19 protein-coding genes are annotated in these 23,896 nt (G+C 64.9%); 11 read left to right on the top strand and 8 right to left on the bottom strand.

Annotated features, from left to right (window positions below; translation table 11 throughout):
* Positions 1 to 77 precede the first annotated feature (77 nt).
* The gene (locus tag VM621_RS14490; RefSeq protein ID WP_325469667.1) at positions 78 to 827 is read left to right on the top strand and encodes a DUF72 domain-containing protein; all 750 of its coding nucleotides are present in this window, start codon (positions 78 to 80) and stop codon (positions 825 to 827) included.
* Here the strand turns inward: VM621_RS14490 and VM621_RS14485 are convergent.
* Genes VM621_RS14485 through VM621_RS14470 form a run of 4 tightly spaced genes read right to left on the bottom strand, consistent with a single transcriptional unit; the run spans position 824 to position 4,603 of the window.
* Positions 824 to 1,936 carry a sulfate/molybdate ABC transporter ATP-binding protein gene (locus VM621_RS14485; RefSeq protein ID WP_325469666.1) on the bottom strand — a complete coding sequence of 371 codons (1,113 nt, stop codon included), beginning with the start codon at positions 1,934 to 1,936 and terminating at the stop codon, positions 824 to 826. The genes VM621_RS14490 and VM621_RS14485 overlap by 4 nt on opposite strands.
* Positions 1,933 to 2,781, bottom strand: coding sequence for a sulfate ABC transporter permease subunit CysW (cysW, locus tag VM621_RS14480; protein ID WP_325469665.1), 849 nt, complete (start codon positions 2,779 to 2,781; stop codon positions 1,933 to 1,935). Before cysW ends, VM621_RS14485 begins: the two co-directional genes overlap by 4 nt.
* Positions 2,778 to 3,602 carry a sulfate ABC transporter permease subunit CysT gene (gene cysT / locus VM621_RS14475; protein WP_414674541.1) on the bottom strand — a complete coding sequence of 275 codons (825 nt, stop codon included), beginning with the start codon at positions 3,600 to 3,602 and terminating at the stop codon, positions 2,778 to 2,780. The genes cysW and cysT overlap by 4 nt, the downstream gene beginning before the upstream one ends.
* 2 nt (positions 3,603 to 3,604) lie before the next feature.
* Positions 3,605 to 4,603, bottom strand: a complete 999-nt coding sequence (locus VM621_RS14470) for a sulfate ABC transporter substrate-binding protein (RefSeq protein ID WP_325469664.1) — start codon at positions 4,601 to 4,603, stop codon at positions 3,605 to 3,607.
* Between the two features lie 105 nt (positions 4,604 to 4,708).
* Here VM621_RS14470 and VM621_RS14465 point away from each other — a divergent pair, with 105 nt between their 5' ends.
* Positions 4,709 to 5,089 carry a zinc ribbon domain-containing protein YjdM gene (locus VM621_RS14465; RefSeq protein WP_325469663.1) on the top strand — a complete coding sequence of 127 codons (381 nt, stop codon included), beginning with the start codon at positions 4,709 to 4,711 and terminating at the stop codon, positions 5,087 to 5,089.
* Positions 5,090 to 5,184: 95 nt separating this feature from the next.
* On the opposite strand, the gene VM621_RS14460 is transcribed toward VM621_RS14465, so the two are convergent.
* Positions 5,185 to 8,454 (bottom strand): protease pro-enzyme activation domain-containing protein, encoded by a 3,270-nt coding sequence (locus tag VM621_RS14460; RefSeq protein ID WP_325469662.1) that lies wholly within the window; start codon positions 8,452 to 8,454, stop codon positions 5,185 to 5,187.
* Between the two features lie 204 nt (positions 8,455 to 8,658).
* Here VM621_RS14460 and VM621_RS14455 point away from each other — a divergent pair, with 204 nt between their 5' ends.
* Entirely contained in the window at positions 8,659 to 10,116 is a 1,458-nt protein-coding gene (locus tag VM621_RS14455) for a sensor histidine kinase (protein WP_325469661.1), read from the top strand.
* On the opposite strand, the gene VM621_RS14450 is transcribed toward VM621_RS14455, so the two are convergent.
* The gene (locus tag VM621_RS14450) at positions 10,069 to 10,791 is read right to left on the bottom strand and encodes a response regulator transcription factor (RefSeq protein WP_325469660.1); all 723 of its coding nucleotides are present in this window, start codon (positions 10,789 to 10,791) and stop codon (positions 10,069 to 10,071) included. The genes VM621_RS14455 and VM621_RS14450 overlap by 48 nt on opposite strands.
* Positions 10,792 to 10,998: 207 nt before the next feature.
* Between VM621_RS14450 and VM621_RS14445 the strand changes: the two genes are divergently transcribed.
* The 3 genes from VM621_RS14445 to VM621_RS14435 are packed head-to-tail and all read left to right on the top strand — an operon-like array spanning position 10,999 to position 12,905.
* The gene (locus VM621_RS14445) at positions 10,999 to 11,571 is read left to right on the top strand and encodes a cytochrome b (protein ID WP_325469659.1); all 573 of its coding nucleotides are present in this window, start codon (positions 10,999 to 11,001) and stop codon (positions 11,569 to 11,571) included.
* Complete coding sequence (locus tag VM621_RS14440; RefSeq protein ID WP_325469658.1) at positions 11,540 to 12,145, top strand: sigma-70 family RNA polymerase sigma factor; 606 nt, start codon at positions 11,540 to 11,542, stop codon at positions 12,143 to 12,145. Before VM621_RS14445 ends, VM621_RS14440 begins: the two co-directional genes overlap by 32 nt.
* Positions 12,135 to 12,905 (top strand): anti-sigma factor family protein, encoded by a 771-nt coding sequence (locus VM621_RS14435; protein WP_325469657.1) that lies wholly within the window; start codon positions 12,135 to 12,137, stop codon positions 12,903 to 12,905. The genes VM621_RS14440 and VM621_RS14435 overlap by 11 nt, the downstream gene beginning before the upstream one ends.
* A gap of 48 nt (positions 12,906 to 12,953) precedes the next feature.
* Here VM621_RS14435 and VM621_RS14430 read toward each other — a convergent pair whose 3' ends face one another.
* Both VM621_RS14430 and VM621_RS14425 read right to left on the bottom strand, forming a co-directional pair.
* Positions 12,954 to 13,451, bottom strand: a complete 498-nt coding sequence (locus tag VM621_RS14430; protein ID WP_325469656.1) for a cupin domain-containing protein — start codon at positions 13,449 to 13,451, stop codon at positions 12,954 to 12,956.
* Positions 13,444 to 14,460: an NAD(P)-dependent oxidoreductase gene (locus VM621_RS14425; RefSeq protein ID WP_325469655.1), complete on the bottom strand. Its 1,017-nt coding sequence runs from the start codon at positions 14,458 to 14,460 to the stop codon at positions 13,444 to 13,446. The genes VM621_RS14430 and VM621_RS14425 overlap by 8 nt, the downstream gene beginning before the upstream one ends.
* Positions 14,461 to 15,132: 672 nt before the next feature.
* On the opposite strand from VM621_RS14425, the gene VM621_RS14420 reads away from it, so the two are divergent.
* The 5 genes from VM621_RS14420 to VM621_RS14400 are packed head-to-tail and all read left to right on the top strand — an operon-like array spanning position 15,133 to position 23,785.
* A complete protein-coding gene (locus tag VM621_RS14420) occupies positions 15,133 to 17,946 on the top strand; it encodes a TonB-dependent receptor (protein WP_325469654.1) in 2,814 nt (937 codons plus the stop codon).
* A gap of 2 nt (positions 17,947 to 17,948) precedes the next feature.
* Positions 17,949 to 20,105 (top strand): beta-galactosidase, encoded by a 2,157-nt coding sequence (locus tag VM621_RS14415; RefSeq protein WP_325469653.1) that lies wholly within the window; start codon positions 17,949 to 17,951, stop codon positions 20,103 to 20,105.
* On the top strand, positions 20,105 to 21,466 hold the full coding sequence (locus tag VM621_RS14410) for an APC family permease (RefSeq protein ID WP_325469652.1): 1,362 nt from the start codon (positions 20,105 to 20,107) through the stop codon (positions 21,464 to 21,466). The genes VM621_RS14415 and VM621_RS14410 overlap by 1 nt, the downstream gene beginning before the upstream one ends.
* Complete coding sequence (locus tag VM621_RS14405) at positions 21,445 to 22,392, top strand: carbohydrate kinase family protein (RefSeq protein WP_325469651.1); 948 nt, start codon at positions 21,445 to 21,447, stop codon at positions 22,390 to 22,392. Before VM621_RS14410 ends, VM621_RS14405 begins: the two co-directional genes overlap by 22 nt.
* Positions 22,370 to 23,785 carry a 6-phospho-beta-glucosidase gene (locus tag VM621_RS14400; RefSeq protein ID WP_325469650.1) on the top strand — a complete coding sequence of 472 codons (1,416 nt, stop codon included), beginning with the start codon at positions 22,370 to 22,372 and terminating at the stop codon, positions 23,783 to 23,785. The genes VM621_RS14405 and VM621_RS14400 overlap by 23 nt, the downstream gene beginning before the upstream one ends.
* Positions 23,786 to 23,896: the final 111 nt, after the last annotated feature.

Below are 23,896 nucleotides of genomic sequence, written 5' to 3'. Positions count from 1 at the left end.
GGACGTAAGCATGACGGCGGCTCGACAATCTCCCGGTGACACTACCCTGCAAGGTCGTCGGGACGTGGAGCATCGATGTGAACGAGCGGAATCGTCGTCCGGCGTCGCGCCTGTGGGTGGGATGCGCGGGGTGGTCGCTCGCCTCGAAGGACGCTCCATCCTTTCCCGGCGAGGGCAGCCACCTGGAACGCTACGCGCGGATGTTCCCGTGCGTCGAGATCAATTCCTCGTTCTATCGTCCCCACCAGGAGAAAACCTATCTCCGTTGGGCAGCGAGCGTTCCTGAATCGTTTCGCTTCAGCGTGAAGATGCCGCGCACGATCACGCACGATTTGCGTCTGCAAAGGAGTGAGGTTCCTCTGCTGGCGTTTCTGCATGAAGTGGCCGCACTGGGAGAAAAACTGGGCTGCATCCTGATCCAGTTGCCGCCCAGCCTGGCACTCGATGTGAGGACCGCCAGGAGCTTCTTCTCCCTCCTTCGAAAGCACACACAGGTGCCGGTCGCCTGCGAGCCGCGTCATGCCACGTGGTTCACACCGAAAGGAGCGGCCGTCCTGAGCCAAGCGCATGTTTCGTGCGTCTGGGCGCACCCCTTGCCGGTGACCGGAGTGGAACCTCACGTCGATTCGGCGATGCTGTATATCCGCCTTCACGGTGCTCCACGGGTCTACTACTCGGCCTATGACGACGACTTCATCCGCGCCGTTGCCTTGCAGATGTGCCGGGCGCACGAAGAGGGCAAGGCCGCCTGGTGCATCTTCGACAATACGGCACGGGGCGAGGCGATTCCCAACGCGCTGGCGTTGATGCGCCAGCTGGGTGCCTAACCTCGATCCTGCATCACCCAGCGTTCGCCGACGACAGGTAAGCCGGCCGGGCTATCGTCGAGCGGAAACGCCACCAGTCGGGTCGGCGCAACACGTAGGGCGGTACCGGGGGTAAGCGCCAGGCGTCCCAGATCCTCGCTCGCCACGTCCACTTCAAGGGTCTGGTCGATCTCGGCGATGTGGATATCCAGATGCGCGATGCTGCCCGCGAGGTAGACATGGCGCAGGCGTGCACCCCACGCCGGCTTGCCCTCGGGCACCGACAGCGACAGATGCTCGGGGCGAATGTAGGCCACCGCCGATCGAAAGCGACCACCCGAGCTGCCTGCGGTAACCGACCATCCGCCCGCGGCCCAGGTATCTCCACGACGCTCCATCACGATCCGGTTCGTACGTCCGATGAACTCGCAGACGAAAGGCGTGGCGGGATCCTGGTAGATCACGTGCGGCGGGCCGACCTGCTCGATGCGCCCCTTGTTCATGACCACGAGGCGATCGGCGAGCTCGAGCGCTTCTTCCTGGTCGTGCGTGACGAATACCGTGGTCAGGCCGAGTTCCTCGTGGAGTTCACGCAGCCAGCGGCGCAAGGCCGTGCGGACCTGTGCGTCGAGTGCACCGAAGGGCTCGTCGAGTAACAGCACGTCCGGCTCCACAGCCAGCGCACGCGCGAGGGCGACACGCTGACGCTGACCACCGGAGAGCTGGCTCGGATAGCGGCTGCCCAGGTCCGCGAGCTGCACGCGCTTCAGCAGGCCATCCACTCGCGCACGGATCTGGTCGCGCGATGGCCGGCGACGGCGCGGCCGCACGCGCAGGCCGAAGGCCACGTTCTCACGCACGGTGAGGTGGCGGAACAAGGCGTAATGCTGGAACACGAGACCCACGTTGCGCTCGCGGGCACTGGCGGCGAGGAAGTCCTGGCCATTCCGGGTAACGCTGCCTTCGTCGGGATAGTCGAGGCCGGCGAGAATACGCAGCAGGGTGGTCTTGCCCGAGCCGGAGGGCCCGACCAGGGCCAGGAATTCGCCATCGGCGATGTCGAGGCTTACGTCGTCGAGCGCGGCGAGGGCCGAAAAGTGGCGGGTGAGCCTTTTCAGGGCGAGCGTCATCGTGAATTCTCGGCGGCCTGATAGCGCCATTCCAGTGCGGACTTCACCACCAGCGTCAACAGCGCCAGCAGGGCGAGCAACGACGCGATGGCGAAGGCGCCGACGTAGTTGTACTCGTTGTAGCGCATCTCCACTTCCAGCGGCATCGTCGTGGTGAGTCCGCGGATGTGTCCGGAGACCACGGATACCGCGCCGAACTCGCCCATGGCGCGGGCGTTGCAAAGCAGGACACCATAGAGCAGCGCCCAACGGATATTGGGCAGCGTGACGCGGAAGAATGTCTGCAGGCCGCTCGCGCCGAGCACGCGCGCGACTTCTTCCTCTTCGCTGCCCTGGGCCTGCATCAGCGGTATCAGCTCGCGCGCGACGAACGGCAGCGTGATGAAGATGGTCGCCAGGACGAGGCCCGGGACGGCGAAGATGATCTTGATGCCGTGCGCGGCCAGCCACGGACCGAACCAGCCCTGCGCGCCGAACATCAACACGTACAGGAGGCCGGAGACCACCGGCGAAACGGACAACGGCAGGTCGATCAGCGCACCGAGCAGGGCCTTGCCGCGGAAGGCGAAGCGGGTCATGGCCCAGGCCGCGGCCAGGCCGAAGACGACGTTGAGCGGCACCGTGACGGCCGCGACCAGCAAGGTCAGCCGGATGGCGGCCAGCGCCTCGGGCTGGTCGATGCTCTCGACAAAGGCCTGGTAGCCCATGCGGAACGCCTCGACGAACACGGAAGCCAGCGGCACCAGCAAGAACAGACCCAGCGCGAGGACGGAGGCGACGACGATGGACGCGCGGCCGAGACGCCGCGCGACGCTCACGCCACGCCCTGGGCGAGGCGCCGTCATGCAGGCTGCTCCGCCCATCGCCGGGTCCCGCGTTGGAGCGCGGAAACCAGCATCAGCAGGACCAGCGAAAACACCAGCATGACGACGCCCAGTGCCGCCGCGCCGCCGTAATCGAATTCATCGAGCCGCTGGACGATGAGCAGCGGCGCGATTTCCGAGCGCAGCGGGATATTGCCGGCAATGAAGATGACCGAGCCGTACTCGCCCACGGCCCGGGCCAGCGCCAGGGCGAAACCGGTCAGCAGGGTCGGCACGAGCGTGGGCAGCACCACCCGCAGAAAGGTCTGCGGGCCCGTCGCCCCCAGGCTCTCGGCGGCGTCTTCCACGTCCTGCTCCAGCGATTGCAGCACGGGCTGGAGCGTGCGCACGACGAAGGGAAACCCCACGAAGACCATGGCCAGCAGCACGCCTAGCGGCGTGTAGGCCACCTGGATACCCAAGGGCACCAGCAAGCGGCCGAACCAGCCGTTGGGCGCATAGATGGCCGTCAGCGCGATACCGGCCACGGCGGTCGGCAGGGCGAAGGGCAGGTCGATCAGGGCATCCAGTATCCGCCGGCCAGGGAAACGGTAGCGGACGAGCGCCCACGTCACCATCAAGCCGGCTACCACGTTGATGCCGGCGGCCAGCAGTGCGCCACCGAAACTCAGCTTGAGTGCCGCCAAGGTGCGGGGCGACGCGAACAGTTTCAGGATACCGGCGAAGCCGATGTCCGTCGCTTTCCAGGCCAGGGCCGCGAGCGGCAACAACACGATGAGGCCAAGATAGGCGACCGTAAAGCCGAGGCTCAATCCGAAGCCGGGCAGGACCCGTCGACGCATGCTCAGTTACCCGGTCCGATCTGGTCGAAGAGGGCGCCGTCGGCAAAGAACTTTGCCTGGGCCTTGCGCCAGTCGCCGAACACCTCCGCCAGCGTGAACGTCTTCACCGGCGGGAACTGTGTGGCGTACCTGGCGGCGACCTGGGGCGAGCGGGGACGATAGAAGTTGCGCGCTTCGATGTCCTGGGCCTGGGCCGAATAGAGGAACGTCAGGTAGGCGTCCGCAACCTCGCGCGTGCCGTGGTCCGCGGCGTTCTTGTCGACCACCGCCACTGGCGGCTCGGCAAGAATGGTGATCGACGGGATGACGATGTCGAAACGGTCGCCGCCAGCCTCTTTCTTCGCCAGAAGCGCTTCGTTCTCCCAGGCCACGAGAACGTCGCCGATGCCGCGCTGGGTGAACGTGGTCGTCGCACCGCGCGCACCCGTGTCGAGCACCGGAACGTGCTGGAAAACCGTCTTGACGAAGGCCTTGGCCTTGTCGTCGTTGCCACCGGGCAGCTTGAGCGCGTAGCCCCAGGCGGCGAGGAAATTCCAGCGCGCACCGCCGGAGGTCTTGGGATTGGGCGTTACCACCTGAACCCCGTCCTTGACCAGGTCGCCCCAGTCGCGAATGTTCTTCGGGTTGCCCTTGCGGACCAGGAAGACGATCGTCGAGGTATAGGGCGATGCGTTGTCCGGCAGTCGCGTCTGCCAGTTCTTGGCCAGCAGGCCACGGTCGGCCACCGCGTCGATATCGTAGGCCAGCGCAAGCGTTACGACATCGGCGGGCAATCCGTCCACGACCGCACGCGCCTGCTTGCCCGAGCCACCGTGCGACATCTGGATAGTCACGGTGTCGCCGTGGCTGGCCTTCCAGTCGGCGGCGAAGGCGGTGTTCAGCGCCTTGTAGAGTTCGCGCGTGGGGTCGTAGGACACGTTGAGCAAGGTGACGTCCCTGGCGAACACAGGCAGCACCATGGCGGTGGCCGCCAGGGCCAGGAGGGTGGGACGAAGCTTCATCGTCATGCTCCTTTGGGTAGCCGGATCACGCGCGCGAGAGGAAGCGTCGATGTAGCGGGTCCGGGTGTCAGTGCGGCGTGAAAAGGGTTCCCTCGGTCGATTATCATGGGCCGCCTGGATAAACGAGCGAGATTCCCTTTGGAAACGTCTGAGACCCCGCCTTGCCCGATCTGCGGCATGGAAAACACCTATCCGGACGGCGATGCGTTCATCTGTCCGGATTGTGCGCACGAATGGCCGCAGCAGGCGGCCCATGCGGAGGAAGGCGCCGCCACGGTGCGCGATGTGCACGGCAACGTGCTCAACCACGGCGATTCGGTGGTGGTGATCAAGGACCTGAAGGTCAAGGGTTCGTCCATCCCGCTGAAACAGGGGACGATCATCCGCAATATCCACCTGGTGGACGGCGACGTCGAGCACATCGAAGGCAGCTCGGACAAGATCAAGGGTCTGGTGTTGAAGGTCTGCTTCCTGAAGAAGGCTTGACGTCTTCATCGCCACGCGTGAATGCGGCGAATCGCCGATGAAAAAAAGCGGCCGGTTCATGGCCGGCCGCTTCTTCCACGTGCTTGTAACCGCGGTCAGTGCGTTGCAGCGACCGCCACCTGTGCGCCGGCCGTCGACGATGCGGCATTCACCACACCCTGCACGCGATTCATCTGCACGGCATAGCCAGCCGGCACCACGTACGGCGTGCCTTCGCCGTCGGCGACCTGCTGGGACACGAAGGCGTCACCGACACCCTGCCACAGGATCGCCTTGCCCTTGGCGTTCGTCCACAGCAGGTCGGCCAGGCCGTCGCCGTCGAAGTCTTCGATCGTCGCGACGGTGTAACCCGACGGGGCGGCCTCGGTCTTCTGGCTCGACACGGTCGTGCCGTCCATTTCCCACCAGCGCAGCTTGCCTGTGCCGGCGTTGAACCAGATCAGGTCGGTCTTGCCGCTACCGGCGATTTCACCGGCACCGATCAAGGCGAAGCCAGCCGGCGCGGCGGTGCTACCGTCGGTCTTGGTGAAGCTGCCCTGGCCGTCGTTGATCCAGTACTTGATGGCGTTCTTCGGACCGGTCCAGACGATGTCCAGGATGCCGTCGCCATTGAGGTCGGCCAGGTAAGGCGTGAAGCCTGCCGGTGCGGCCACCGTGTTGGCCACACTCTGGTCGCAGCTCATGGTGTCGAAGCGGCCGAACTTGAGCGTGCCGCTGCAAGCGATCGTCCAGAACGACACCTTACCGGTCGCGGCGTTGAACCAGACCTGCTTCGACTTGGCCGTCGCGTCGACCAGGCCGGCACCGACGAGACTCCAGCCCGCCGGATACGGGAAGCGGAAGTTCTCCCAGCCGTAGCTGTAGACCGCCAGGTTCATCGTGTTGGTGGTCGGGTTATCGCTTTCCATCACGGTCTGGTTGATGAGCTGACCGTCGAAGATATCGAACGGAATCGCCTTCACCTGGTCACCCGGCTGGAAGCCGTCGGCCACCTGGCTCCCCTGGGTGACGGGAACCCACGTGTCCGTGCCGAGCACGGTGCTTCCGTTCATGCGCACGAGCGTGGCGTTACCGGACTTGGGGCCGACCAGAAGCAAGGTGCTCTTGCCGTCGAGGACGGAGTTCAGGCCCACGCCCGGATTACCGCTGTCGGTGGCACCGGCGAGGTCCCAGGTGCGCGAAATGATTTCTCCGCGGGTCTGCCTGGCGGCGATGGCATGGGTCAGGTTGGTCACGTCGACCGAGCCCAGACCGGTGGCATAGTCGTAGCCTTTCGCCGCCTTCCATGCCGTTACCAGGGACGCGCGGCCGCCGTCGCTGACCACGCCGTACTGCTGTCCTTTCTTGACGAAGCAATCGCCGGTGCCGGCGAAGCACGGCACGTCGATGTCGCCGGTAGCCACATCGTGGAACACGCACGTGGTGTCCTTGGCCTTGCAGCCAGCCGCCGGTGTGGCGACGGTACCGTATTGCGCGCGGGCCAGACCGTAAAGTGTCGGGCCGACATTGCCCAGGCGGTTGGCACTGGCCTGGTCGACCAGGGCCTGTACGCCGGCCATGGCCGGTGCGGCGAACGAGGTGCCGCCGGCGCTGTTGAACAGCGAGTCCGTCGGGTCCAGGTAGTTGCAGGGTACGCCGCCCTGATCCGCATCGGACATGCAGAAGATCAGCGCATGGCCATAGAGGCCGTTGGCGGCGAACAGCGAGACATCCGGCAACGCCCGTGTGACGTTCTGGTCCATGCCGGCAATACCCTGCTGCCAGGTTGGCTGTGACCAGACGTAGCTCGGGCCGCCGCTGCCGCCGGCGGTGTTGAGGAAGTTTTCACCGGCCGCCGAGTTGCAGGCGTTGTTCGGGTTGGCGATACCCAGGACCTTGTCGAGCTGCGCGCTGGCGCAGGAATCGTTCCAGGTCTGCTCGGGAATATAGCCGATCGCACTGGCACCGAGCTCACCGTTGCCGGGCAACCAGTACTTCTGCGTTTTCTTGAAGTCGTCGAAGTCGGTGCCACCGACGGCGACGTTGTAGGGCGTGCTGCCCAGTCCGTTGACGGCGATGCCGAAGCTGGCGGCGACCTGGTTCTGATCGCAGCCTGCGGAGCCGGCATCACCGGTGGAGACGAAGACCGTCACGCCTTCGGCGGCGGCGGTCGACCACAGCGACGCGGCTTCTGCGAGATCACCTACTGCCGCGCTGACGGACTCGCATTCGCCGTAGCTCAAACTCATGATCGGCGGCGGGGCGTCCTGCTCGAGCAGGTTCTGTGCGGCCAGGAAGGCACCGAAGTCCGCACCGCTGTCGGCACACGAGGCCAGGGTCACGTTGGCATCGGGCGCCGCGGCACCGGCCCACTCGGCGTCGAGCGCGGCTTCGCCTTCGTCGGCGTTGGTACCTGGGTCGGCGCAGCTGGTATCGCCGGCGAAGCCGGCCGGGTGTATCTGCGTGACGACACCCTTGGCATCGGCTGGCAGGAAGGTTTTCCGGAAGGTGGCGATGTCGGCGTCGAGGACATTCGTGCGCTCGAGCACGGCGACGGTCTGTCCGGCGCCGCGCACGGGAGTCGACTGGTTCCACAGCGGGTCGACGTTGTAGATGGTGCCGAAATCCGCAGGCACCACGTCATACTGGACAGCGCCCTGGTAGACGAAATTGAAGTCCGACGACGGTGCGCCAGCGGTAACCCATTCCCCGTTCTTGTTGCGCTTGACCGGTTGGGCATCCTTCTTCTGCGGTTTCGGGAAGAAGTCGGTCAGCGAGGCCACGCCGCGAACGACGGGCACGAGCGCCGTCGGCAGTTTCTGCTCGGCGGCATTGGCGAAGTGCCTCTTGCCGTCGGCGCCGGTGAAGTGGTGCATGGAGGTACCGAACGCCTGTTGCACGGACCCCACGGATCCGGTGAAGCGGATGAGCATGCCATCGGCGGAAACGTTCTTCACGGCCAGGCCCTGGCTGCCGAGCCATTTCTTCACCGCGGCGATGTCCTGCCGGTTCGGGCCGAACCGTTCACCGACCTGGCGCGCGGTCAGCCACTTGTGGAAGTTGGGCGAGGAAGGATTGTCGAGCGATGCAAGGTAAGCATCGAAGTTCTTCTGCTGATCGTCGCTGCGCTTGAGCACCAGGGTCATCGAGGAAATCACCTCGGTCGTTCCCATGGGCCCGGCGTCGGCGCTGCTGCGGACCCTTGCCGGCACGCTGCCGGACAAGGTGGTCAGCTGCTTGGCGTCGACCGATCGTGTGATCAACGGCGTGGTGGTGGTGCTGCCTGCCGTGAAGGTAGCAGCGGCAGCGTGCGCATCGCATGCGCTGCCGGCGACGACGAGCAGCGCCGCCCCCGCCAGCCAAGGCCTTGAAATGATTACAGACATAGTACCCCCGAAGGAAAGAGCCCGTAGTGCGTCGTAAGTTCTTGTGCCCAGCCCGTAAAAGGCTGCCCCTTCGGCACGGCGTCCGCACGATGCAGGATCGTGCGGACGCTCGACGATAGCTTTACATCCGGCGCAAAGTCACACACGCTCGACTGGCCCGGTTCTCACCGAATTCTCACCGCCGGGCCACGGGGGAAACGCACGATGATGGCCCGCATCCGTCGTTGGCTAGCGAGCACGCCGATCGACGACCCCGTCGACCGGCGCAATGCGAGCTTCATGCAGTTGCTCCTGGCTTTCGAGGGCTTGCGCATTCCAGCGACCAAGCTCTATCTGTTCGCGTTGCATGGGGCGTACCTGCAGGAGCATTTCTACGCGAAGGCGCGTATCGGTGCACCGGCAGCGTTCTGCATCGACGTCGGCACCGACCTTGCGATGACCCTCTCGGCTTGGTTGGGCTTCTACCTGATCCGCAAAGGGCGATTTCCCCTGGCCGTGGCGCAGTTCGTGGCCACCATGCTCGCCTCCGGTGCGGTGGCCTATGCCGCCTTCGGGTACCGCGCGACCGACGGCAATCTCACCTTGATGCTGATCCTGGCGCTGAGCGGGTTGATGCTCGGTCGCAAGGCGTTGTGGATCACGTATGCGGTCGAGGCGTTGATCCTCGTGATGAGTGTGGATCCGCTCACGTCGTCCGGGGTCGGCGACGCCAAGGGCGTGCTGCTGGCCATCTACGACCTCTTGCCGGTGCGTGCGTTGACGAGCTACCTGCTGATCGCCCTGATCGTCGACCGAAGCATCTACGCCTTGCGCGAGAGCCTGCTCGAGTCGGATCGTCGTCGGCGGCAACTGGCGCTCGAGATCGCCGAGCGGGAGCGCACGCAGGAGCAGCTGCTACACGCGCAGAAGATGGACGCGGTAGGCAAGCTCGCCAGCGGCATCGCGCATGACGTCAACAATGTTTTCGACATCATCCTTGGCTTCTCGACCGAGCGCGACCGACTGCCTGCGGAGGACGAGCCGCAGGACGAGAATACGCGCGCCGTGGCCGATGCGATGGAAGGTATCGAGCTGGCCGCGCGACGTGGTACGGCCGTGTGTCGCAAGCTGCTCAACTTCAGTCGGAACGACCTCACCCTGACCGAGAACTTCGATGCGGTAGCGGCGTTGCACGAGCTGCGGCCGCTCGCACGGCAGTCCTTGCCCGCGCGTTGCCAGCTGCGTATCGAGCTTCCGCCGGGGCCACGCTTCATCCGCTTCGACCGCAGCCAGTTCGAACTGGCCATCATCAACCTGATAACGAATGCACGCGATGCCATGCCTGACGGCGGCCTCTGCACGATCGCATTGGACGAGTGCGACGGTAGCTTGTCGGTGTCCGTGCGGGACACCGGCGTGGGTATGGACGAAGCGGTCCGCACGCAGGTGTTCGAGCCGTTCTTCACCACCAAGTCCGCCGACCGTGGCACCGGGCTGGGGCTGAGCGTCGTCAATGACCTGGTGCTTCAGGCCGGTGGGCGGACCATGGTCGAGAGCGCGCCAGGGCAGGGAACGACGGTGCGCTTGATGCTGCCCCTGATCGGGCAGCATGCCGATCCGCCAGGGGTGCGGCCGTCAGCCTTCCAGCACGTAGCCCGTGCCGTGGGCGGCATTCAAGGGTAGGGGCTCGCCGAGCGCCGCCAGGACCTTGCGCCGCAAGCGATGCACCATGGAGTCGAGGCGATGGGGGTCGAACGCATCGACATCGTCCGTAAGAACGGAGATGAGGGCCTCGCGCGGGACGACTTCATTCACATGCGTGAGCATGGTGTTGAGCAGGCGTCGCTCGCTCTTGCTCAGCATCACGCGGGCGCCCGAGGGAGATAGAAGAAACCATTCGTCCGGGCTGAGCGCCCAGTGGCCGTGTGGGGCGGTCGTCGACCCCGGCTCGAGCCGGCGAGCCACGCTGTAGAGCGTGGCCACGAGCACGTCGATCTCCACGGGCTTCGTGAGGTAGGCATCGGCACCTTCGAACAGCCCGCGCACGCGGTCGACATTGTCGGCGCGGCCGCTGAGCATGATGATGCCGGCATGGGGCAGGGTGTTGCGTAGCGATCGCGCGACCTGGAATCCGTCGCCGTCGGGCAGTCCGATATCGAGCAGGAAGATATCCGGCACGCCCTTCCGGATCACCGCGTGCAGCTCGGCGGCGCTGCCGGTCGCGGTCACTTCGAAACCGAACTGCCTCAGTTTGGGGGCCAGGATGCGATCGCGCAGCATGGCGTCGTCGTCGAGCAGCGCCAATCGCAAGGGGCGCGCTGGACCGACCTGTTCCAGATGCAAGTTCGTCGCGCTCATGGCCCTGATCCGCCGTGCCGCAGAGGCGGCAGCCAGCAAGAGATTGCCTCGCCGGAGTGGCGAAATCCAGCAACTTCGTCACGCAAGATGGCCTATCGTAAGAAGCTACGGCCTAGCTCCCATGGCCTAGCGGGAATAAACCCCGGGCCAGGACGATCTCATCTGTCGTGGGCACGCTTCCCGTGCCGCCACCCAGAGGGTTCCGTCATGTCCGTGCCTGTCCAGGCCTCCTATGCCGTATCGGCCGTGCAACCGACGTCGTACACGAAAGTGGCTGTCGCGATGCATTGGCTTATCGCGCTGCTGGTCTTTCTGAATGTCGGTCTCGGGCTTTTCATGGAGACCTTTCCGAAGAGTGCGCCAGGGCACGATACGGTCCTGTTCTACCATGCCTCGGTCGGTAGCCTGATCTTCATGGCTGCGGTGTTCCGCCTGTTCTGGCGAAGCACGCACAAGCCACCGGCGCTGCCGGCCCACCTGCCGTCGTGGCAGCAAAGGGCGGCCCACACCCTCCATTGGGTGCTGTATTCGTTGATGTTGCTCGTGCCGTTCACCGGCTACCTGCATCGGATGGCGGGCGGCCACCCAGTCAGTTTCTTCGGCATCGGCTTCCTCCCCGTGCTGATCGGCAAGGACGAACCGCTCCGTTTGCTCACCGATACGCTCCACGTGTGCCTTGTCTGGGTCCTGTGTATTCTTGTGCTGGGTCATATAGGCGCCGCCCTGAAACACCGCCTTATCGACCGCGATGGCGTTATCCAGCGCATGTTGCGCACATGATTGGCAGGACGCAGTCTTGACGATATCGACGAGTAGCCGTGCTTTTGTCGATGACCTGGCGTCAAGCCATCTTGACGCTGCGTACAATCTCGGCCGCTGGTTGCTCGGCAGCGAGCAGGACGCGGCGGACGCCGTCCATGATGCCTATCTGCGTGCGGCGCGCGCTTCGGAAACCTACGCCGGCGGCAACGCGCGCGCCTGGTGGCTTGCGATCGTCCGTAACTGTTGCCTCGCCCGACTGGCGGTTCGCAACAAGGAGAGAAGGAACGTCGCGATCGACGACGATCCTGTCGCCGCCGAGCGCTGGATGCCGCGTGTCGAAGCGGATGATGTCGAGGAGTGCCTGGACAGCGCCAGGCGCAGGCAACGGATCACCCGCCACCTGCTAAGCCTGCCGGACACGTTTCGCGAAGTGCTTATCCTGCGCGAGATCGAGGAATTGTCTTATCGGGAGATCGCCGACGTGTTGCAAACGCCCATCGGTACGGTGATGTCCCGGCTGGCACGAGGGCGTGCATTGCTGCAGAAGGCCTTGACCGATAATGACAACGTGGAGACGCCGCATGGACTGTAAAGCTGCCAACGACATGTTGCCCCTCTACTTCGACGGCGAGCTGGACCGCGCCACCGGCCGTGAGTTCGAAGCTCACCTGGACGAATGCGCCGATTGCCGCGCCGCGTTGATCGAGCTCGATGCGCTGCGCGGCTCGTTGCGCAACGATGCGCCGAGGTATCGCGCGCCCGATGCGCTGCGTGCCCGGATTCAGAAGGAGATGGCCGTGCCGGTCGCGCGTCGGCCGTCGCGCATGCGCGTGCCCGGACTCGCGCTGGCCGCATCGTGGATGCTCGCGTTCGTCGCCGGTGGACTCACGCTGACCGCGTGGAACCATGCCTCGCGGCCCGCAGACGACCGGTCCCAGTTGACCCGCGATCTGTTTGCCAGCCACTGGCGCGCCCTGGCCGCCACATCGCCCATCGATGTCGTATCGACGGACCAACACACGGTCAAACCCTGGTTTGCCGGAAAGATCGCCACGGCGCCCGTCGTGCAGGACTATTCCACGCAGGGCTATGCCCTCATAGGAGGGCGCATCGACTATGTCGGTACCGAGCGCGTTCCCGTGCTGGTGTATCGGCATGGAAAGCATCTCATCGATGTGTTCGTGCTGCCGCCGACCGCCGTGCGCGGGAGCATCGAGCCTGCCCGGATACAGGGCTACGTGTTGGAAGGCGCAACGCTCGGCGGCCAGCCCGCCGCGATCGTTTCGGACATGGACGAGGCCGAGCTGGACCGATTCAGGGTTCTGGTGGGTGCGTCGAACCACGCCGACTAGGTGTTGCCGCAGCAGACACAGCCATCGTCGCGTCGTGGACGTGTGGCGTTATCCGCGGCAGAATCTGTCCGCCAACTCCCGCGCGTGCGGAAAGTGGCTCAGGAACTCGCTTCGCGACGCGAGCGTGCAGTCCTCGTACTCGAAACCCGGCGTCACCGACTCGCTCAGCAGGCCGTAAGCACTGCCCGGACGAAGCTCCGAACACTTCCAGGTGCCTGCCGGCACCATGAGTTGCAGCGTCTCCCCCGCAGCGATGTCCGGCCCGAGTACATGGCGTTCCACGTGCCCGTTCTTGTCGGTCAGCCAGTACGTCATCGGCGCCCCGGCATGGAAGAAGTGGACGATAGGCGAGAGGTTGCGGTTCATGTGGCCCTTCGGCTCATCATCCGTCAACATGTAATAGATGCACGTGCCGATGCTCCTGATGCCTTGTTTATCAGGACGATCGGTCTCGATGGTCAGCTCGTTCCTGAAGGTTTCGGCGAAGTAACCGCCTTCGCGATGGAGACGCATGGACAGCGCACGAAGGTAGTCGTTCTTAGTCATTTTTTTTGGCTCCGGCACGAACCAGGTTTTCGACGGGGTATGGCGGGTCGAGAAATCGCTCGGCGTGGTATCCCTTGATGCCTATCGTTCGAGCGAGAGGGCTGCGGTAGTCCAGCGAGCGGGAAAGCCGCTCGATGACGTATCTGAAGTCATACTTTGGCGTCCAGCCAAGTTCCGACCTTGCGAGTGCGTTGATGTAAACCCGGTCGATGCCGGGGAGCATCGTCCAGCCGCGTCGGGCGTACTCACGTTCGTACGCGGGAACGTGCCTGCGTACGGCGTCGCGGGCGTGCTTTCGCAAGTCGAAACGATCCCCCTCCGAGAAAGCCGTCGTCGCGCTGACGATGTACCGGCCCAGGCCGATGTCGGCTGCCTTCTCCAAGGCAAGGACGTGCGCCGACACGACGTCTTCCATGTCGACCCGGCGATACAGGTATTCGGTGACCTTCAGGTTGTCCTGGTCATAGCGCTTCTGCATCTCCCTGTCGTCGTCGGCCTCCTGGAAGAACCTCGATGTCCTGAGTACGATGCACGGGAGGCCATATCGGCGATGCTGCGCCTCACATAGATGTTCCGCGGCGAGCTTCGTGACACCGTAGATGTTCCTCGGAATCGGCACGACGTCCTCGGTTATCCATGCGGCCGGCTCGTCCGGTGAAGGCGTCAGTGCATGGCCGAACACGCTGGTGGTGCTTGTGAACACGAAGGAACGCACCCCTGCTCTCGTGCATTCTTCGAGTAGACAAAGCGTCCCGGCGATGTTCGTGGCGACGAAGTCGGCGGAGGGATGCGTCGCCATGTGTGGCTTGTGCAGTGCTGCCGTATGCACGACCCCATCGACGCCGGACAGGGCTCTTGCCACCAGCGGCCGGTCCACAATCGATCCGACGAGGCTTGTATGGGGCGAGGCCTTCAGATCCAACCCGATGGCCTCGTGTCCAGCTGTCCCTAATGTGAGCATCAGCGCTTCGCCCAGATGCCCGGCACTTCCTGTGACGAGGACTCGCATACGTATTCTCGGTAACCAGAGTCTGGACATTGCCGCTCATGTCGAGCATGGGGCAATAGAACTTCCGTTGTAGGCGCGATACAGACGCACCGGGCGCATGCGGCTCGAGGCATCTCCCCCGGTAGGAACGGCGCTGGCCTGCTGCGACGCAACATCCCGTCACCTATGCATTTTTGGCAGTTGACGCGAATTTTACGGTGCGCTATATCTTGCAACACGCGCGGCGACTCGATTGGACGTCCGTTCGCGTAACCCTTCCGGCATGCATACCGCATGCCGATATGCAGCTTGCGATGAATGACGGACAGACCGCTACGATGCGTCGGCCCAATTCAAATGAAAACGCCAGCTGCGCCATCGCAGGTCGTCCGTTTGCGCGTGTCATGGCCGACGGTCTGCCGATCCTCGCCCGTGCCAAGCTGAGTGCCCTGCGCTCCCGCGGCAAGTGCGTCGCCGGCTACTCCCCGCCGCAAACCTCCCCCTGATCGTCCGACCGTCCTGATCGGCACGTTCAACCGTCCGTCGTGATGTCGACGCACGCCCGCTGGCGCTGGCGTGGACGTCTGCTCTTGTCCGGACCGCGCGACGAACCCGCTGGTCAGCTGAACTGCGCATCGCGTGGCGTCGTGTCACGCGCATGCTTCCAAAAGCATCTCGGGGTGGGGGTAAGTCGTGGGTATCGAAAGGGGTTTCAACAAGAAGTGTCTCGTCGCGGCCTTATGTGCCGTTCTCGGTGGATCGGCGTTTGCGCAGGACGCAGCGCCGGCGACATCCGCCACAACGGCCACGCCGCCGGCCAAGCCGGCGGCGGACAGCGAGGCGGCGCCGCCCAAGCCCGACAAGGCCGTACAGATGAAGGCCTTGAGCGTCGTGGCCAATCGCTACGACGCGACGAACATGCGGATGGACTCGATCAATACGGTCGATGTGCTGTCCGCGGCGGACCTGCAGCACACCGCCGTGCACAACGTCGCCGAGGCGCTGGGGCTCATGTCCGGCGTGAACGTGACAACGACGGGCTCGGGTTACTTCGGCGGCATCGATGGCGCGGCGCGAGGGGAGGGCATGTTCACCTCGGTGCGCGGCCTGCCGTCCGAGTACAACGTCAACCTGGTCAACGGCAGCAATGTGGCCCAGGGTATGCCGTACAGCCGCAGCGTGCAGCTCAGCCTGCTACCGCCGTCGGGTCTGCAGACCATCGTGCTCAACAAGACCTCGACCGCCGACATGGACGGCGACGCCATCGGTGGCACGATCGACTTCCGCACGCCCAGCGCGTTCGACTTCAAGAAGGATTTCAGCGGCAGCGTGACGGCCAGTGGACGGGTGGAAAGTCGCGCCCGCGATTATGGCGGCAGCGGACTCGGCAGCGGTCTTGCCGGCGAGCTGCAAGGCAAGTTCGGCGCCGAGAAGCAGTTTGGCGTCTACGTGAGTGGTTACTACGACTACCGGAACATCGCCAACAGCGAGATTGGTGCCGCGGAGAGCGCGTCGAACGATGGTTCGTGGGCCTTCCTGCATGCCACGGCCGATGGCAAGAACGCGGCGGGCTACGATCCCGCGCACAACCTGACCAGCCTTGGCACGAACGTCGGTGTCGCCTCCGGCTTCGAGCGTCGCTATGGCGGCAACATCTCGCTCGACTGGAACGTGGATCCCACGCTGAAAGCCTACGCGCGCATGACCTACGCGTATGCGCTGACCGAGCAGAACACCACCTACAACCAGCTCCTGCCGCAGGACGTGACCTACGTGCCCACGGCAACCCCGGGCGTCTACGCGCCGAACATCGGGCGTATCGCCAACCGCTTCTGGTACGAGACCAACCCGGAGCGCGCCGATCTGGCCACGATCCAGCTCGGTGCGGACAAGACGGCCGGTGGATGGACGATCTCGCCGAACGTGTTCTGGAGCATCGGCCGCAACGATCGCCCGAACCATGTCGAGATCGACGGCCGCGAGGACAAGTACTCGCAGGACAACTTCGCCTACAACCGGAGTTCGTTGCTGAGCTACGGCGGCCATGGCTTCCCTTATCCGGTGCTGACGCCGGGCCTGCTGAACTCGGTCAACAACCTGCAGAACATGTACGCGAACGACTATGGCGAGGTCACCGACATTCGCTCGGGGCAGAAACGCGGCGGCGCCAAGCTGGACCTTCGTTATGACTTCGAAGGCGGTGCCCTGCAGTCGATCAAGTTCGGCGTGAAGTACAGCGACAGCTCGCGCGAGTTCACCAACCGCGACTATTCGACGGCAGGCATCAACGACGGCACGACCACCCTTAACGACCTCGGGATCATCAAGGGCTATTACAGCCAGATATTCCCGGGTAAGTTCGACTGGACGACGCCGCAGATCAGTCGTTCGGCGGTCGCGGCGCTCATCGCCAGCCACTTGCAGCCGGGGGATCTGGATACCTGCGGCCAGCTCGACTACAACAACTTCAACTGCGACACGATGCGCGGCACGGAGGCCGTGACCGCGGCGTATGCCATGGCCACGTTCCAGAGCGGTCCGTGGGAAATCATCCCCGGCGTGCGCTTCGAACACACGTCCATTCGCAACACGTTCTGGACCACGCCGACCGACGCCGATGGCAATGAGGCGCCGGGGTACTTCTCCAATAACCACACGGTGTACAACGAGCCCCTGGGCAGCCTGTTCATCAATTACCGGCCGGACGGCAATATCGTCTACCGCGGCGCGATCTGGCAGAGCTATACGCGCCCGGCGTTCGTGCAACTCGGCGGCGGTTCGCAGATCAGCGTGTCCGACGGCGTGACCACGATCACCAGCGGCAATCCCAACCTCAGTCCGATCAAGGCGACCAACGTCGACCTGGGCGCGGAGTGGACGACCCAGAGCGGTGGCTACGTGTCGCTGGCCAGCTACTACAAGAAGCTGCGCAACTACATCTATGACAGCGGCGGTGGCCAGGCCAATCCGAATACATCGGGTGTCGGCACGGTCCTGACCAAGACCCCGACCAATGGCGGCGACGGTCGCGTGGTCGGTCTGGAGGCGACCTATCGGCAGAAGTTCCAGAACCTGCCGACGCCGCTGGATGGCCTGGGTTTCAGCGTCAATGCCACGCGGCAGAATTCGAAGGTCGACCTGGGGCGCGAGGGCTTCGGCAACGAGCGGCTGCAGTCCGCGCCGCAGCGCATGGCCAACGCCGAGCTGTTCTACGAGAAGTACGGTTTCTCGGCAAACCTCAGTTACCACTACACCGGTTCCTACCTGTCGACCTACGACTTCCTCAACCAGAACAGTCCGTGGGACGACCTGTGGATTCGTCCGATTCGCCGGGTCGACCTGCACCTGGGCTATGCGATGGATAACGGCCTGCAGTTCGACTTGCAGGTGAGCAACCTGACCAAGCAGTACTCGTACTGGTCGCACATCGGCAAGAACAGCCTGGCCAATTCGGATATCGTCGATGCGGGAAGGACCACCCTGCTGACCGTGAAGTACAACTTCTGAGCATGCATCGACGTAGCTTCCTCGCCCTGTCGCTGCTCACCCCGCTGGCATTTGCCGGCCGCGGGTGGGCGGCCTCGCCGGACACCGTGCGCTCGCCGGCGATGCCGAACGGCCGTCCCCGGGCGTTTGGCTTCGGCAAGCGTGAGTTCCTGCTCGACGGCAAGGCCTTCCGCATCCACAGCGGCGAGATGCATCCGTCGCGGATCGCGAAGGAGCACTGGCGGCATCGGATTCGCATGGCCCGCGCCATGGGACTCAATACCGTCGCGATCTACGTGATGTGGAATCATCACGAGCGCGAGCCGGGAGTGTTCGACTTCGAGAGCGGGAACCGGGACGTGTTCGGCTTCATCCGCCTGTGTGCCGAGGAGGGCATGTGGGTGTACCTGCGGCCGGGCCCGTACATCTGTGGCGAATGGACCAACGGCGGATTGCCTGCCTACCTGCTGCGCGATCCCGACACGCGACTGCGTACGCGTGACGATCCCCGTTACATGGCGGCGGTACGACGTTATATCGCGGCGCTGGCGCCACGGGTTTCCCCGCTCATGGCGAAGGCGGGCGGTCCGGTGTTGATGCTGCAGATCGAGAACGAGTATTCGATGTTCGCCGACGATATCGGCTATCTCGATGCCGTGCGTCGGCTCTGGCGTGAGCACGGCATCGACGGCCCGTTCTCGGTGTCCGATGGGTTCAAGGATCTGGAACGTCGCCGGGCTTACCCGCAGGGCACCGCGTTGGGTCTGGACGGGGCCGACGTGGCGGTTCTGGTGAAGGGCAGGGGATACGCCGGCGAATCGCCCGTATGGGTGGGCGAAGGCTACCCCGGCTGGCTGACGCATTGGGGCGAGCCCACGTTTGCGAGCAAGGATTATGAGAGCACCCTGCGGCAGATCATGCGTGCGGGGTATTCGTTCAACCTGTATGTCGTGCACGGCGGCACGAATTTCGGTCTGACCGCCGGATCCAATGCGGAAGACGACGGTTCGCAGTTCCAGCCGGTGATCACCAGCTACGATTATGGCGCGCCCGTCGACGAGCGCGGGCGGGCGACGGACCAGTTCACGCGACTGCGTCGCGTCATCGCGCACAGCACCGGAATGACGCCGCCATCGCTGCCGGCGCCGCCGCCGTCGACGTCCTTCGCGCCGGTGACGCCGCAGCCGTTCGCTTCGCTGTGGGACAACCTGCCGGGCACCGCATCGACCTTGCCCTCGCCGGGGCCGAACGAGATTCTCTTCGGCCAGGACCAGGGGCTTGTCGTTTATCGCAAGCGCATCGCGAAGGGTGGGATGCTGCGGCTTGAGAATGTGCGTGACTACGCCGTGGTTTATGTCGATGGGCACGAGGTCGGGGCGGTGTCGCGGGTAGAGCATCCGTCGGTGAATTCGACACCCGACATCGTTCTCCCCGAAGCGGGTACCGACGCAGGGTCCGCGCAGCGTACGATCGAGATCCTCATCGACACGTTCGGCCACATCAACTTCGGCCCGCGCATCGGCGACCACAAGGGCTTGATCGGCCCGGCGTCGATCGACGGTACGCCGCTGCACGATGTCCAGGCGTGGCCGATTCCGCTCGACGAGGCGTGGGTTCGCAACCTGCGTCCTATCGCCGCTGAAGCGGCTCCCACAGGGGCTGTCGCCGCGGAGGCGGCTTCTACAGGAGCTATCGCCGCTGAAGCGGCTCCCACAGGGGTTGTCGCCGCGGAGGCGGTTCCTGCAGGAGCTATCGCCGCTGAAGCGGCTCCCACAGGGGCTGTCGCCGCGGAGGCGGTTCCTGCGGGAGCTATCGCCGCTGAAGCGGCTCCCACAGGGGTTGTCGCCGAAGTATCGGCGGCGATGGCGCGGCCCTCTGTGGGAGCCGCTTCAGCGGCGAAGACCCGACCGCCACGTGGCGGCATGTTCTACAAAGCCACTCTCGAGATCGACGCCCCAGGCGACGTCTACATCGACCTCGGGGCCTGGTCCAAAGGCTACCTATGGATCAACGGCAAGCTGCTTGGACGCTACTGGAACATCGGCCCGCAGCAGCGTCTGTTCTGTCCGGGACCGTGGTTGCGCGAGGGCGATAACGAGCTGCTCGTACTCGACCTGCATCGCCATACTCCGGCGGTCGTCACCGCCGCCGACAGTCTGCAAGCGTCGAGGAGTGCCTGATGCGTGCCATCGTAAGCGAACCCGGCGCACCCACCTCGCCACCGCGCGCTATCGGCTTCTGGGGCGGACTGTCGGCCAATGTGTTGAACATGATCGGCATCGGGCCGTTCGTCACGATTCCCATCGCGCTCTCGGCGCTCGCCGGCCCCTCGGTACTGCTCGGCTGGGTCGCCGGCGCACTGTTGTGCCTGTGCGACGGACTGGTCTGGGCGGAACTCGGCTCGACCATTCCCGAGTCGGGTGGCCCGTACCATTACCTGCGCGAGGCGTACGGTCGCGAGAAAGCGGGCCGCCTGTTCGGCTTCCTCTACCTGTGGCAAACGCTGCTCACCGCGCCCTTGTCGATCGGCTCGGCGGCCGTAGGCTTCGCCCAGTACGCCGGCTACCTGATACCTTCGCTCGACGATACGGGAAGGGCGCTCCTGGCGGCGGGCCTTTGCCTGTTCAACACCGCCGTTCTCTATCGGCGCATCGGCCAGATCCAGCGGCTCTCCGTATTCGTCAGCGCGATCGTCGTCGTCGCCTGCGCCTGGATCGTCTTCAGCGGCATCACGCACTTCGACACGGCGGTAGCCAGCCACTTCTTCCAGGCACACGTCGACTCGTCGCATGGCTTCTGGCTCGGCCTGGGCGCGGTCGCCCTGATCGCCGTCTACGACTACGGCGGCTACAACAACGTGTGCATGCTCGGCGGTGAGGTGAAGCGGCCCCGACGCACGATTCCGCTGGCGGTGCTGATCTCGATTCCGCTCGTGGCGGTGCTTTACCTCGGGCTCAACCTCAGCATCCTAGGCGTGCTGCCCTGGGAGCAGGCGGCGCACTCCAAGGCGGTCGTGGCGGATTTCATGCAGGCCATCCACGGTCGTTCCGGTGGCACGCTGGCTGTGCTGTTGATCCTCCTGGCGAGTTGGGGCTCGGCGCTGGTGATCCTGCTGGGTTATTCGCGCGTGCCGTATGCGGCGGCGGCCGACGGGCAATTCTTCCCTGTATTCGCCCGGCTGCATCCGCGCGGGGGCTTCCCCACGGTGTCGTTGCTGTTTGTCGGCGCGACCTCGGCGGCGGCGTGCTTTCTTTCGCTGGAGCACCTGATCGCCACCTTGATGGTCACGCAAATCCTGTTCCAGTACATCGCGCAGTGCTTCGCTGTCGTTGCCCTGCGCAAGCGGCGTGCCGATGCGGATGTGTTTCGCATGCCGCTCTACCCGCTGCCGATCGTCGTCAGCGTGATTGGCTGGCTCTATCTCGTCGCCACGGCCGGGACCTCGTCGATCGTGACGGCGGTTGGCGCGGTGCTGGTTGGCACCGTTCTTTTCCTGTGGCAAGCAAGGAGGTCCCGCACATGGCCATTCCCGCAACCCTGAAGTCGTGGGACGTTGCCGTGGTCGGCGAGATCTACGCCGACCACGTGTTCAGCGGGTTTCCCTCATGGCCCGGACCGGGCGAAGAGGTGATTGCCGAGAACTACCTGCGCGAACTCGGCGGTGGCACGATCAATACCGCGTGCGCGTTGTCCCGCCTGGGCCGTCGTGTGCGTCTGGTCGGCCTGATCGGCGAAGCCGACCTGGACTGGTTCGAGGCCCGCCTGGGCGAGTTCGGCGTCAGCATGGACGGCATTCGCCTGGGCAGCGACGGCACCGGTATCACGGTGAGCGTCTCCACGGTGGAGGATCGCTCGTTCTTCACCTATCCCGGCGTGAACCATGCGCTGCCCGAATTGCTCGCCTCGCCGGAAATCGTCGCCGACCTCGCCGCCGCCCGTCACGTGCACTTCGCGATGCCGTTGCCGCGCGACCTGGCCACGATCCTGCTGCCCTTGTTACGCCAGGCCGGCTGTACGACGTCGCTGGATGTCGGCTACAGCCCGGCCTGGCTGGGCGATCCCGGCAACCGGCTCACCTGCCGCGACGTCGATCTGTTTCTTCCGAACGCCAAGGAAGCCGCGCTTCTGTGTGGCGACGAGGCGCCGTCCTCGTACGAGGCCTGGTCCACCGCGGCCGGCATCGACCGCGCGGTCATGAAACAGGGCGCCAGTGGCGCATGGATCGCCGACATGCGCGGCTTGCGCCGCGTACCGGCGCCGCGTATCGACGCGGTCGACTCCACCGGTGCCGGCGACGCGTTCGACGCGGGCGTCATCGATGGGTTGCTCGACGGCGAGTCCATCGACGGTTGCGTCGAGCGCGGCTGCGTCTGCGGTGCGCTGTGTACGACGGCGGCCGGTGCCCTTCAATCGCTTCCCCATTCTCCCCAATTGAGGACCCTTCGTGAGCAAACGTACGGATCGTAAGATCGCATTGATCGGCGGCGGCGGTGTCCGTTCGCCCCTGGTGGTATTCGGTGTGAACGAGGCTGCCGAGGCACTCGGCGCGGCCGAAATGGTGTTGTACGACCCGGATCCCGCGCGACTGCGGATCATGGTCGACCTGGGCAAGGCCGTGGTCCGGCGCTTCGGCGGCGATCTGCGCCTGCGCGGCGCCACTTCACTGGAAGACACGATCGAGGGCGCGGATTTCGTGCTCAACAGCGTGCGTATCGGTGGTATCGCCGGTCGGGCAGCCGACGAACGCGTAGCCATCGCGCAGGGGTATCCCGGCCAGGAGACGACCGGGCCCGCCGGCGTGGCGATGGCTTTGCGCACCATTCCCGTGGCCATCGAGCAGGCGCGGTTGGTCGAGCGCCTGAGTCCGCAAGCCTGGCTGGTCAACTTCACCAATCCCGCCGGCTTGATCACCCAGGCAGTGAGTGACCACAGCAAGGCGCGCATTGTCGGCATCTGCGATACGCCCACGGAGCTGTTCCACAATATCGCCCATGCACTGGGCGAGCCGGCCGACGATGTCGAATGCGATTACGTGGGCTTGAACCACCTGGGTTGGGTGCGCGGCGTGCGCGTGCGCGGCGAGGACGTGATCGACCGCCTGCTCGACAGCGACGAATTGCTACGTAAGCTCTACCTGGCGCCACTCTTCGACTTCGACATGATCCGCACGCTGCGGCTCATCCCCACCGAGTACCTGTTCTTCTACTACGAGCGGCAGCGTGCACTGGACAACCAACGCAAGCAGGGCGGCAGTCGCGGTGGCGAGATTCAGCAACTCAACGACGAACTGCTTGCCGGCCTGACCGCACGCCTGGATGCCGGTGACGGCGATGCCGCCGTGGATATCTACGCCGCTTACCTCAACCAACGTTCCGGCTCTTACATGAAGCTGGAAGCCGAGGGCGGCTCGGCCTTCGACCAGGGTGTGAGCCTGCAGGGCGACCCGTTCCGCGTGGCGACCGGCTACCACCGGATCGCGATCGACGTGATGAGTGGCCTGACCGGCGCCAAGCCTGCGCGCATCGTGGTGAATACGCGTAACCGCGGCGCGCTGCCCGACCTGCCCGACGACGATATCGTCGAGATCGCTTCGGATATCTCGCTGGACTCCATCGTGCCGCGACCCATCGCGCCCTTGCCCGATGCCGTGAACGGGCTGGTGCGCTCGGTCAAGGCATACGAGCGGGCGGCGATCGCGTCGGTGTTGAACGACCGTCGTCTCGAGGCTCGCAAGGCGATGCTGATTCATCCGGCGATCGGTCAATGGACGCCGTCGGGCGAACTTCTCGACGCCTTGCTCGGTCATGCGAACGAGGATGGCGAATGCCTGTGCCAGGGACCCGTGCATAGGCACGCCTGACGGTTTGCACACGGGCCAGGACGAGGACCCAAGGGGCCTTCACCTTGCGTCGCCACTGGCCCTGTAACCTCGACCTCACGTCGGTAGCTCGACGCCGAATGGGGGCGGGGG

Source organism: Luteibacter sp. (assembly GCF_035539195.1).
GTDB lineage: Bacteria > Pseudomonadota > Gammaproteobacteria > Xanthomonadales > Rhodanobacteraceae > Luteibacter.
This window is presented reverse-complemented; position numbering and strand designations above follow the sequence as displayed.

What these genes read in the sequence shown, in the direction of transcription:
- VM621_RS14440 (WP_325469658.1), top strand. Translation starts at nt 11,540, where the DNA reads ATGGCGTTATCCAGCGCATGTTGCGCACATGATTGGCAGGACGCAGTC.
- VM621_RS14455 (WP_325469661.1), top strand. Translation starts at nt 8,659, where the DNA reads ATGATGGCCCGCATCCGTCGTTGGCTAGCGAGCACGCCGATCGACGAC.
- VM621_RS14425 (WP_325469655.1), bottom strand. Translation starts at nt 14,460, where the DNA reads ATGCGAGTCCTCGTCACAGGAAGTGCCGGGCATCTGGGCGAAGCGCTG.
- cysW (WP_325469665.1), bottom strand. Translation starts at nt 2,781, where the DNA reads ATGACGGCGCCTCGCCCAGGGCGTGGCGTGAGCGTCGCGCGGCGTCTC.
- VM621_RS14470 (WP_325469664.1), bottom strand. Translation starts at nt 4,603, where the DNA reads ATGAAGCTTCGTCCCACCCTCCTGGCCCTGGCGGCCACCGCCATGGTG.
- VM621_RS14485 (WP_325469666.1), bottom strand. Translation starts at nt 1,936, where the DNA reads ATGACGCTCGCCCTGAAAAGGCTCACCCGCCACTTTTCGGCCCTCGCC.
- VM621_RS14415 (WP_325469653.1), top strand. Translation starts at nt 17,949, where the DNA reads ATGCATCGACGTAGCTTCCTCGCCCTGTCGCTGCTCACCCCGCTGGCA.
- VM621_RS14445 (WP_325469659.1), top strand. Translation starts at nt 10,999, where the DNA reads ATGTCCGTGCCTGTCCAGGCCTCCTATGCCGTATCGGCCGTGCAACCG.
- VM621_RS14450 (WP_325469660.1), bottom strand. Translation starts at nt 10,791, where the DNA reads ATGAGCGCGACGAACTTGCATCTGGAACAGGTCGGTCCAGCGCGCCCC.
- cysT (WP_414674541.1), bottom strand. Translation starts at nt 3,602, where the DNA reads ATGCGTCGACGGGTCCTGCCCGGCTTCGGATTGAGCCTCGGCTTTACG.
- VM621_RS14460 (WP_325469662.1), bottom strand. Translation starts at nt 8,454, where the DNA reads ATGTCTGTAATCATTTCAAGGCCTTGGCTGGCGGGGGCGGCGCTGCTC.
- VM621_RS14465 (WP_325469663.1), top strand. Translation starts at nt 4,709, where the DNA reads ATGGGCCGCCTGGATAAACGAGCGAGATTCCCTTTGGAAACGTCTGAG.
- VM621_RS14405 (WP_325469651.1), top strand. Translation starts at nt 21,445, where the DNA reads ATGGCCATTCCCGCAACCCTGAAGTCGTGGGACGTTGCCGTGGTCGGC.
- VM621_RS14435 (WP_325469657.1), top strand. Translation starts at nt 12,135, where the DNA reads ATGGACTGTAAAGCTGCCAACGACATGTTGCCCCTCTACTTCGACGGC.
- VM621_RS14430 (WP_325469656.1), bottom strand. Translation starts at nt 13,451, where the DNA reads ATGACTAAGAACGACTACCTTCGTGCGCTGTCCATGCGTCTCCATCGC.
- VM621_RS14410 (WP_325469652.1), top strand. Translation starts at nt 20,105, where the DNA reads ATGCGTGCCATCGTAAGCGAACCCGGCGCACCCACCTCGCCACCGCGC.